This window comes from Aestuariivirga sp. (genome assembly GCF_037139295.1).
GTDB lineage: Bacteria > Pseudomonadota > Alphaproteobacteria > Rhizobiales > Aestuariivirgaceae > Aestuariivirga.
The window spans coordinates 25,523-35,517 of sequence record NZ_JBAXGR010000035.1 but is presented as its reverse complement, the minus strand read 5'-3'; the positions used below and the strand labels follow the sequence as shown (position 1 = coordinate 35,517).

The 9,995-nt window shown below is 64.5% G+C and carries 11 protein-coding genes; 1 reads left to right on the top strand and 10 read right to left on the bottom strand.

Annotated elements, in window-relative coordinates:
- Window positions 1–302: 302 nt before the first annotated feature.
- On the bottom strand, window positions 303–641 hold the full coding sequence (gene hspQ, locus WCJ41_RS11035; protein WP_336905911.1) for a heat shock protein HspQ: 339 nt from the start codon (window positions 639–641) through the stop codon (window positions 303–305).
- A 71-nt stretch (window positions 642–712) separates the two neighbouring features.
- On the opposite strand from hspQ, the gene WCJ41_RS11030 reads away from it, so the two are divergent.
- A complete protein-coding gene (locus WCJ41_RS11030) occupies window positions 713–1,666 on the top strand; it encodes an AEC family transporter (protein WP_336905910.1) in 954 nt (317 codons plus the stop codon).
- Here WCJ41_RS11030 and WCJ41_RS11025 read toward each other — a convergent pair.
- From WCJ41_RS11025 to trpE, 9 genes are all read right to left on the bottom strand, one after another.
- The gene (locus tag WCJ41_RS11025) at window positions 1,636–2,847 is read right to left on the bottom strand and encodes an FAD-dependent monooxygenase (protein WP_336905909.1); all 1,212 of its coding nucleotides are present in this window, start codon (window positions 2,845–2,847) and stop codon (window positions 1,636–1,638) included. The genes WCJ41_RS11030 and WCJ41_RS11025 overlap by 31 nt on opposite strands.
- 52 nt (window positions 2,848–2,899) lie before the next feature.
- Window positions 2,900–3,514 (bottom strand): glutathione S-transferase family protein, encoded by a 615-nt coding sequence (locus tag WCJ41_RS11020; RefSeq protein ID WP_336905908.1) that lies wholly within the window; start codon window positions 3,512–3,514, stop codon window positions 2,900–2,902.
- A gap of 80 nt (window positions 3,515–3,594) precedes the next feature.
- Window positions 3,595–4,302 carry a transcriptional repressor LexA gene (gene lexA, locus WCJ41_RS11015; protein WP_336905907.1) on the bottom strand — a complete coding sequence of 236 codons (708 nt, stop codon included), beginning with the start codon at window positions 4,300–4,302 and terminating at the stop codon, window positions 3,595–3,597.
- A 109-nt stretch (window positions 4,303–4,411) separates the two neighbouring features.
- Entirely contained in the window at window positions 4,412–5,614 is a 1,203-nt protein-coding gene (gene glp / locus WCJ41_RS11010) for a gephyrin-like molybdotransferase Glp (protein ID WP_336905906.1), read from the bottom strand.
- A 5-nt stretch (window positions 5,615–5,619) separates the two neighbouring features.
- Entirely contained in the window at window positions 5,620–6,096 is a 477-nt protein-coding gene (gene moaC, locus WCJ41_RS11005) for a cyclic pyranopterin monophosphate synthase MoaC (RefSeq protein ID WP_336905905.1), read from the bottom strand.
- On the bottom strand, window positions 6,093–6,887 hold the full coding sequence (gene trpC / locus WCJ41_RS11000; RefSeq protein WP_336905904.1) for an indole-3-glycerol phosphate synthase TrpC: 795 nt from the start codon (window positions 6,885–6,887) through the stop codon (window positions 6,093–6,095). Before trpC ends, moaC begins: the two co-directional genes overlap by 4 nt.
- Window positions 6,887–7,900, bottom strand: a complete 1,014-nt coding sequence (trpD, locus tag WCJ41_RS10995; protein ID WP_336905903.1) for an anthranilate phosphoribosyltransferase — start codon at window positions 7,898–7,900, stop codon at window positions 6,887–6,889. Before trpD ends, trpC begins: the two co-directional genes overlap by 1 nt.
- Window positions 7,900–8,472 (bottom strand): aminodeoxychorismate/anthranilate synthase component II, encoded by a 573-nt coding sequence (locus WCJ41_RS10990; RefSeq protein WP_336905902.1) that lies wholly within the window; start codon window positions 8,470–8,472, stop codon window positions 7,900–7,902. Before WCJ41_RS10990 ends, trpD begins: the two co-directional genes overlap by 1 nt.
- Window positions 8,469–9,986 (bottom strand): anthranilate synthase component I, encoded by a 1,518-nt coding sequence (gene trpE, locus WCJ41_RS10985; protein ID WP_336905901.1) that lies wholly within the window; start codon window positions 9,984–9,986, stop codon window positions 8,469–8,471. Before trpE ends, WCJ41_RS10990 begins: the two co-directional genes overlap by 4 nt.
- Window positions 9,987–9,995 lie beyond the last annotated feature (9 nt).

The window sequence follows — 9,995 nt, the reverse complement described above, 5'->3', positions numbered from 1 at the left end:
ACGCAGTTGGGGGAGGTGAGGGAAAGCCCGCTCGCACTTGGCTGCCTCTGTGCCTTGCTTCCCCTCATCTACCCGTTGCGTTTTGCAACGGGTCCCTTCTTCTCCCCTGAGGGAGCGGGAGAAGACGTCACCACTGCCCATCATGCGGGGGCTTGCTCCGGCATCATTTGCGGGGCGGCGGAAAGGATACGCGGGTCAAGCCCGCGTATGATGAGGTGTGAGGGCCTCCCGCATCCTTCTTGCGATTGCATGACGAGGAGAGGCGGATGGTCGTTTAGCGCTGGCAGAGAGGGTGCATCCCCTCAGTGTTGCTGCATGTCCCGCGGGCGGTAGCTCTTGCGGCGGCTGTCGTAGCCTTCGAAGTATTCGCGCACCTGCGGGTGGCGGACCGGCTCACCGGTGTCGTCGACCAGCAGGTTCTGCTCCGAGACATAAGCCACGTATTCCGTATCCGCGTTCTCGGCGAGGAGATGGTAGAAGGGCTGGTCCTTGCGGGGGCGGATATCCTCGGGGATGGAGTTCCACCATTCCTCCGTGTTGTTGAACACGGGGTCGACGTCGAAGATGACGCCACGGAACGAGAAGAGCCGGTGGCGCACAACCTGACCAATACCAAACTTAGCGGTGGATGCGGTGCTCATAACCATTGCTTGCCAAGGATGGCGGCGGAAGGCAAGAGGCTGGCCTGAAATCCACCGGGCGCTGCTTCCATATGTCCGACATCCTCAACCTTGCCATGCCGTTCTTCGGCCTGATATTGCTTGGGGTTTTCGCCGCCCGGCGCTGGCAGGGGGGCGAGCAGGGGCTGGCCTGGCTCAACATCTTCCTGGTCTATTTCTCGCTTCCGGCACTGATCTTCCTCGTGGTGTCGGCGGCACCCTTCGAGCAGCTGGTGAACTGGCCCTTCGTGACCGCGACCACCTCGGTGACGCTGGCCGCCTTCCTGATGGTGATGACGCTGTCTCGCCTGCTACTGGGAACGGAATTCAGGACGGCGGTGCTGCAGGGCACGTCGGGCAGTTATGGCAATGTGGGTTACATGGGCCTGCCGCTGGCGGTGGCCTTCTTCGGGCCGCAGGCGGCAGTGCCGGCAGCGCTGGTGTTCTGCTTCGACTGCGCGCTGCAATTCGTGCTCACGGCCTTTCTCGTTACCCTCGCCAATGAGCGGGAGGAGAAGGCGCATTGGGGTGCCGTGGCCTGGCGCATTGCCAAGCAGGTGGGAACCCATCCCTTCATCATCGCCACGGTGCTGGGCGTCATCGGCTCGGCGCTGCACTTCGACCCGCCGGGTGCGCTGGGCACCATCCTCGACATGCTGATGAAGGCGGCAGGCCCCACGGCACTCTTCGCTCTCGGTGTGACGGTTGGCATGCGGCGCTTCGCTGGCGTGGGACCAGCACTTGTGCTGGTGTCCGTCATGAAGGTGATGGTGCAGCCGGTGCTGGCCTATGTGGTGGTGAGCATGGTGCCGGGAACACCGCCGCTGTGGCTGCACGTGGCGGTGATGATGGCGGCTCTGCCGACCGCATCCAACGCCTTCATCCTGGCGAGCCAGTACAAGTCCTATGTGGAGGGCGCCTCGACAGCGGTGATCGTGACCACGGCACTTTCCGCCGTGATCATTCCGCTGCTGATCTATGCGATCAATTCGGGTGCTGTGCCCTGATGGGCACGCATCACGCGCGGCAGGTTGGATGAGGGCGCCAGCCCATACTGCATCACCGCGCGGCGCAGCGGACCGAACTGCGAGAGCAGCGTCATGCCGGCAACACGGCCCGTCTCGAGCGCCATGAAGCCTGAGAGCAGCGAACGGTTCATCAGGTCGATCACCTGCTGGCGCGGCTGCACGTCGCGGCGGCGGCGGGCGTCGTAGTCCGCCAGGATGGCGGATGCTCCGGGGTCGTCCTCGCCCTCCATCAGGTCGGCGGCCTGGGCGGCATCGCGCAGCGACATGTTGAGGCCCTGCGCGCCGATGGGCGGCACCACGTGGGCAGCCTCGCCCACGAGGATGATGCGGTTCTTCGCGAAGTCGCGCGCCACCAGCCCCTGCATGGGGAAGAGGCGGCGCGGGCCGACATTCGAGATCAGCCCGAGCTCGCCATGGGTGCCGATCTGGATCTCCGCCGCGATCTCGCGGTCGGAGAGTTCGAGGAGTTCGGCGGCGCGCGCCGGGCGCTCCATCCACACCAGGGCCGAGCGGTTGCCGGGCATGGGCACGGTGGTGAAGGGCCCGGCCTTCTTGTGGTGCTCGGTCGAGATGCCGTCATGCGGGCCCGAGTGATCGAAGCTTGTCGCCAGTGCCGCCTGGTCATAGCTCCAGCGGTTGGTGCGGATGCCCGCCGCATCGCGCAGCAGCGAGTTGCGGCCATCGGCGGCAAGCGCCACGCGCGCGGTGAGGCGCTGGCCATCGGTGGTGGTGATGGTGACGGAGTCCGAAGCGGTGTGGACGGAGGCAGCGTCGGTCCCGGTGAAGGTGACACCCAGTTCCTGGGCGCGGGCGAAGAGCGCGGGGATGAGGATGCCGAGCGGGAAGTTCCAGCCGAAGGCCTCCTCGCCCAGCTCGGCGGGATCGAAGGTGATGGTGGGCGCCTTGAACAGCGAGCCCGTGTCATCGACCAGACGCAGCTTGCGCAGCGGCTGGGTGGCTTGCTTCATGTGCCCGGGCCACAGGCCCAGATGCATGAGAAGCCGGATCGAGGGCTGCATGAGGGCGACCGTGCGCGGGTCCGTGGCGTCGCCCTGCTGCTTGGCCACCAGCGCCACGCGGCGGCCGTCCAATGCAAGCAGGCAGGCGGCGGAGAGGCCGGCGGGGCCGGCCCCGGTCACGATGACGTCGAATTCGCTCATGGTTCGAAAATGGGCTTCCGTGACGGGGCGCGCAAGGTCGCTCTTGCCGCAGCTACTTTGCGGCCAGTGCGGTCTTCTTCATGCTGTCGCGGCCTGAGAAATGCTGGTGCCAGTGGCCGAGCTTGGGGTGGCCATTGCGCCAGTTGAGGTCGGGGAGCCGGAAATCGATATAGGCGAGAGTGACGGCGACGGCGACCGACCCTGCGTTCACGTCCTGCAGCAGGTCCATCCAGTTGGACTCGAGTTCATCGAAGCTGGCGTGGAGGCGGGCTTCGGTGCGCGCCATCCAGTCTTCCCACTGCAGGCCCTTGGGGCGCATGGCGGTTTCATAACGATAGGCCACTGCGGCATCGGCGAGGCCCTGGCCCAGCGCCTGCAGAGTGAGAACACGGAAACGCTTCGCGGGCTCATGCGGGATGAGGTTGGTGTTGCCGGCGGTGTGGGCGAGATATTCGATGATGACGCGGGAGTCATAGATGCCGTGGCCATGGTCTGTCTCCAGCACCGGGATCTTGCCGATCGGCGACAGGCTGGCGAGCTTGGCGTTGACTTCGGTGGGCTTCACCGGCTCGACGATGTGCTGCACCTTGTCGCCAAGGCCCACCTCATGGGCGGCGACGACGGTCATGCGGACGAAGGGCGAAATCAGGTCGCCGTAGATCTTCATGGGGCAGCACTCCTCAAAGGCTTGATGTGGCCCGAGGTTAGGCGAAGTTCCCGCCGCATCCAAGGGGCGGCGGGAAGATCTCAGTACTTGCGGAGAAGGCCGATCAGGCGACCCTGCACGCGCACCCGGTCAGGACCAAAGATGCGGGTCTCGTAGGACGGGTTGGCGGCTTCGAGTGCAACCGAGTCACCCTTGCGGCGCAGGCGCTTCAGGGTTGCCTCTTCGTCGTCAACGAGAGCGACGATGATGTCGCCGTTGTGCGCGGTGTCGCCCTTGCGGATGATGACCGTGTCACCGTCGAAGATGCCGGCCTCGATCATCGAGTCGCCCTTGACCTCGAGCGCGAAGTGTTCGCCGCCCGTCAGCATTTCAGGCGGTACGGCGATGTTGGCGGTGTGGTCCTGGATGGCGGAGATCGGCACGCCCGCGGCGATGCGGCCCATCATCGGCACGACGGCGGCGCGGGGTGCGCCGTCATTGGTGGCGGTTACGGGCTTCACGCGCCCGAGGTTGCCCTGGATGACATTGGGCGTGAAACCGCCGGCCTTCTTCTGGGTGAGGCTGGGGGAATGCGCATCAGGCAGCTTCAGCACCTCCAGCGCGCGGGCCCGGTTGGGCATGCGGCGGAGGAAGCCACGCTCCTCAAGCGCCACGATCAGGCGGTGGACGCCCGACTTGGACTGCAGATTGAGGGCTTCCTTCATCTCCTCGAAGGAGGGGGGAACGCCTTCCTCCTTCAACCGTTCATTGATGAACAGGAGGAGTTCGAGTTGCTTCCGCGTCAACATGGGCAGGTTCTCTCGATGTTCGTTTATTCTTTGTCCGGAATCGGAACAAATCCAAAACAAAGATATCCGTACCTGTTTAGTTCTGCAAGTGTTTACTTTCCGTAACTGTTCAGAAGTCGAGACGTAAGATCTTCACGACGTCACCCTGGACTGCCACTTTCGCTTGGGGAGGCCGGACGATAAGGGCCTGGGCCTCGCGAAATGTGCGCTGCATTGAAGAATCCTGCGTCGCGAAGGGGGTGACCGTGCGGCTGCCGTCCGGGGCCTCCACCAATGTGGCGCGGACATAGTCCTGACGGCTGTCGTTCGCTTTCATTGACGTACCGAGCCTTGCCTCGACCAGATCATCGCCCACGGGGAGGCCCAGAAGGGCATCGATGAGGGGCTTCAGGAACAACCGGGCGCAGACGAGGGAGGAAACGGGGTTGCCCGGCAGGCCCAGCACGTGCTGAGACTTGCGGCGACCATACATGAAGGGTTTTCCGGGCCGCATGGCGATCTTCCAGAAGTCGATGGCGACACCTGAGTTCTTCAGCGCCGCCTGAACATAGTCGTGGTCGCCGACGGAGGCGCCACCGGTGGTGACGAGGATGTCGGCCTTCGCGGCCCTGGCAACGGCGCGTTCGGTGGCCTTGAGATTGTCCGGCACGATGCCGAAGTTGATCACCGTGGCGCCGAGGTGCTCTGCCATGGCGGCGAGGGCGTTGCTGTTGGAGGAGACGATCTGGTCCGCCCTGGGCTTTCCGCCCGGCAGCACCAGCTCATCACCGGTGGCAATCAACGCTACGACGGGGCGGCGACGCACGGCGAGTTTCGGAGCATTGGCGGCGGCGGCAAGCCCGATGTCACGCGCGCCAAGCTTGAGCCCGGCGGGGAGCAGCGGATCGCCCTTGCGGAAGTCGAGACCGGCAAAGCGGATGTTCTGCTCGGGTGTGGCGGGCTGCAGGATGCGAATGGCCTTGCCGCTGGCCTCGGTGTTCTCCTGAATGATGACGGCATCCGCACCCTTCGGCACCGGCGCGCCGGTGAAGATGCGCACGCAGTCGCCACGCTTGAGCCTGCCCTTGAAACCGTGTCCGGCGGCTGAGAGGCCGATGAGCCTGAGCGTTGCGGGCACAGATGCGACATCCGCCGCAATCACCGCATAACCATCCATGGCGGAGGCATCGAAAGGCGGCTGGTTTCTGACAGCCTTGAGCGGCTTGGCGAGCACGCGCCCGAGTGCCAGCTCCAGCTTCACATCCTCGGATCGCAGCGGCTTCACGCCCTGCAGGATGCGCGCGCGGGCCTCTTCGACGGGGATGAGCGCCATGCCGATTACTCCGCGGTGAAATGTCCGGATTTGCCGCCCGACTTGTCGACGAGGCGGAGGTTGGTGATCTTCATGCCGCGGTCCACCGCCTTGCACATGTCATAGAGCGTGAGGCAGGCGACCGAGCAGGCGGTGAGCGCCTCCATTTCGACACCCGTCTTGCCCTCGACCCTGACGGTTGCCGTCACCTCGATGGTGGAAGCAGAAACGTCGGGCACGAAATCAATCGTCACCTTGGTGATCATCAGCGGGTGGCAGAGGGGGATCAGTTCATGGGTCTTCTTTGCCGCCATGATGCCGGCGATGCGCGCTGTGGCGATGACGTCGCCCTTCTTGGCCTTGCCCTCGCGGATGAGGGTGAGGGTCTCGGGCTGCATCTCCACCAGCGCCTTGGCGGTGGCGGATCGGCTGGTGACGTCCTTCTCCGAGACGTCCACCATGTGGGCGTTGCCCTCGGCGTCGAGATGGGTGAGGTGGCTCATGGCTTGGTCAGGATCGCACGGGTGGCCTGGGTCACGTCCTGCCGGCGCATGAGGCTCTCTCCGATGAGGAAGGCGTTGACGTTGACGCTCGCAAGCCGCGCGAGGTCGGAGGGCGTGAACAGGCCGCTTTCGCCGACCACCATGCGGTCCTTCGGGATGCGCGGGGCAAGCCGCTCGGTGGTGGCGAGCGACGTCTCGAAGGTATGGAGGTCGCGGTTGTTGATGCCGATCATGCGCGAGCGGAGTTTCAGCGCGCGGTCGAGTTCTTCCTCATTGTGCACCTCGATGAGGACGTCGAGGCCCCAGTCTTGGGCGGCGCTTTCGAGTTCGGCTGCGAGCGTGTCGTCGATCATCGCCATGATGAGCAGGATGCAGTCGCCACCCCAGGCGCGGGCTTCCACCACCTGCCATGTGTCGAGCATGAAGTCCTTGCGCAATGCAGGTAGCGCGCAGGCGGCACGGGCGGCGGTGAGGAATTCAGGCGCGCCCTGAAAGGAGGGCGTGTCGGTGAGAACAGAGAGGCAGGCAGCCCCACCTGCCGCGTATGCCTTGGCGAGCGTGGGCGGATCGAAGTCGGCGCGGATCAAGCCCTTTGACGGGCTGGCCTTCTTGATTTCGGCGATGAGGCCCCACTGGCCCGCAGCGGCCTTGGCATCGAGCGCACGCGCAAAGCCGCGCACCGGGGGCGCGGATCTGGCGCGGCCTTCGAGCTCCGAAAGCGTGGTCAAGGTCTTGGCCTTCGCCACTTCCTCGCGCTTGTAGGCGGCGATCTTGTCGAGAATGGTGGCCATCAGTCGTTCGATACCTTGACGAGTTTGGTGAGGGCGGCTTCAGCGGCACCGCTGTCGATGGCCTTCTGAGCAACGACAACGGCCTGTTTCAGGCTTGCCGCCTTGCCAGCCACGACGAGAGCTGCGGCGGCGGTCATCACGGCTGCATCGCGGAATGCGGACGGCTTGCCGCCTAGCACATGGCGCAGCGCATCGGCGTTGTGTTCGGCATCGCCGCCCTTGAGGTCCTCGATGGACGAGCGCGTGAGGCCCACGTCCTCAGGCGTCAGCGTGAAGGAGGTGATCTTGCCGTCCTTGAGTTCGGAAATCCATGTGGTGCCGGTGGGCACGATCTCGTCCATGCCGCCTTCGCCGTGGCAGATCCAGCAGGCCTCGCATCCAAGGTTCTGCAGCACCTGAGCAAGCGGCTCTACCCACTGCTTCGAGAACACTCCCGTGACCTGGCGCTTGGCACCGGCCGGGTTGGAGAGGGGGCCGAGCAGGTTGAAGATCGTCCGTGTGCCGAGTTCGACGCGAGTCGGGCCGACGAACTTCATCGACGAATGATGAGAGGGTGCGAACATGAAGCCGAGGCCCGCTTTCGTGATGCATTCGGAGATCTTCTCCGGCGGGACATCGATCTTGACGCCCAGTGCCATCAGCACGTCCGCAGCACCCGAACGCGAGGAGAGGGCACGGTTGCCGTGCTTGGCAACCTTGAGACCCGCACCAGCAGCGACGAAGGCCGCGCAGGTTGAGATGTTATAGGAACCTGAGGCATCACCACCGGTGCCGACGATGTCGATCACATCGGTTGGAGCGTCCACGGTGAGCATCTTCTCGCGCATGATCTCGACGGCGCCGGTGATCTCGTCCACCGTTTCGCCGCGCACGCGCAACGCCATCAGGAAGCCGCCGATCTGCGAGGGCGTGGAATCGCCCGACATCATCACGTCGAAAGCTTCTCTGGCCTCCGCGCGCGTGAGGGGGGTGCCGGCCGCCACCTTGGCGATGAGGGGTTTCAGTTCAGCCATCAGCGGGCCCCCGCCAGTTCGAGGAAGTTCTTGAGGATCAGGTGGCCGTGCTCGGAGGCGATCGACTCCGGGTGGAATTGAACGCCGTGCACATTCCGCGTCTTGTGCTGCAGGCCCATGATCTGGCCGTCGGCCTCGGCTGTCACTTCGAGGCAGTCCGGCAGGCTGTCACGATCGACGATGAGCGAGTGATAGCGCGTCGCCGTGAAGTCTTGCGGCAGGTCCTTGAACACGCCCTTGCTGGTGTGGTGGATCTGGCTGGTCTTGCCGTGCATCTGCGATGGCGCGCGAATGACCTTGCCGCCGAAGCACTGGCCCATGGACTGCAGGCCGAGGCAGACACCGAACACCGGGATGGTCTCCGAAGCCTTTTCGATCAATTCGAGGCAGATGCCGGCCTCGTTGGGCGTGGCGGGGCCGGGGGAAATGACGATGGCCTCGGGCTTGGCCGAGATCACCTGGCCGACGCTGATCTTGTCGTTGCGGTGGACGACCGTCTCGGCGCCGATGTCGCCGAGGAAATGATAGAGATTCCAGGTGAAGCTGTCGTAGTTGTCGATGAGGATGATCATTGCGCCCTCCCGGCCCGGCCCGCGAAGCGGACGGCTTCCTCGGCGGCGCGGAACAGGGCCTTGGCCTTGTTCACGCACTCCTGATGTTCACTCTCCGGGACGCTGTCGGCGACGACGCCGGCGCCCGCCTGAACATACATCTTGCCGTCCTTGACGATGGCCGTGCGGAGCACGATGCAGGTGTCCATTTCGCCATCAGCAGAGAAATAACCAACGCATCCCGCATAGACGCCGCGCTTGTTCTTCTCGAACTCGTCGATGATTTCCATGGCGCGCACCTTCGGAGCACCCGATACGGTGCCTGCGGGAAATCCCGCCACAAGGGCGTCGATCGCGTCGAACTTGTTCGACAGCTTGCCTTCGACGTTGGAGACGATGTGCATCACCTGGCTGTAATATTCGAGGATGAACTGGTCGGTGACCCTGATCGAGCCGATGTCGGCCACGCGGCCCACGTCGTTGCGACCGAGGTCGAGCAGCATCAGGTGCTCGGCGCGCTCCTTGGGGTCGGCCAGCAACTCCTCCGCCAGGGCGCGGTCTTCCGCCGGCGTGGCGCCGCGGCGGCGGGTGCCGGCGAGGGGGCGGATCGACACCTTGCCGTCACGCACCCGCACCAGGATTTCCGGGCTGGAGCCGATGACGGAGAACGTATCGAAGTCGAGGTAATAGAGGAAGGGCGAGGGGTTCACCCGGCGCAGCGAGCGGTAGAGCGCGAAGGGCGGCAGCGTGAACTCGGTCTCGAAGCGTTGTGAGAGAACGACCTGGAAGATGTCACCCGCTGCGATGTACTCCTTCGCCTTGAGTACCATCGCCTTGTACTCATCTGGCGAGGTGTTGGAGCGTGGGCTTCCGATGGGCGAGAGGTCTGCCTGCTGGAGCGACAGGTCGAGCGGGCGGTCCAGTGCGTCGACGACCTCGCCGATGCGCTCGCTGGCCCGTGCGTAAGCGGCCTTCGCAGACACGCCAGAGGCGGCATAGACGGGCGACGTTACGGTCACTTCGTCCTTCACGCTGTCGAAGATCGCCATGACCGTCGGACGGATCATCATGGAGTCGGGCAGGTTGAGCGTATCCGGGTTCGGCTCCGGCAACTCCTCCATGAAGCGCACCATGTCATAGCCCATGAAGCCGAAGACGCCGGCAGCCATGGGTGGTGCATCCTCCGCCAGCTTGATTCGGCTTTCAGCCAGCAGCGCGCGGAGCGACTGGAGAGGGTGGAGCCCGGTGTCCTCGAAGAAGCCATCAGGATCGAGCGATGCCTTGCGGTTGATCAGGGCCTTGCCGCCTTCAACCTTCCAGATGAGATCAGGATTCAGCCCGATGATCGAGTAGCGGCCGCGCACGGCGCCACCTTCGACGGACTCGAGCAGGAATGAATAGCGCGCGTTGCGCGCCAGCTTCAGCTTTGCCGAGACGGGCGTTTCTAGGTCGGCCACGAGCCTGGTCGATACGATCTGCGCCTCGCCGCGCTCATAGGCGCTGGCGAAGCTATCGTAATCTGGGGAGATGATCATTGTGGTTTT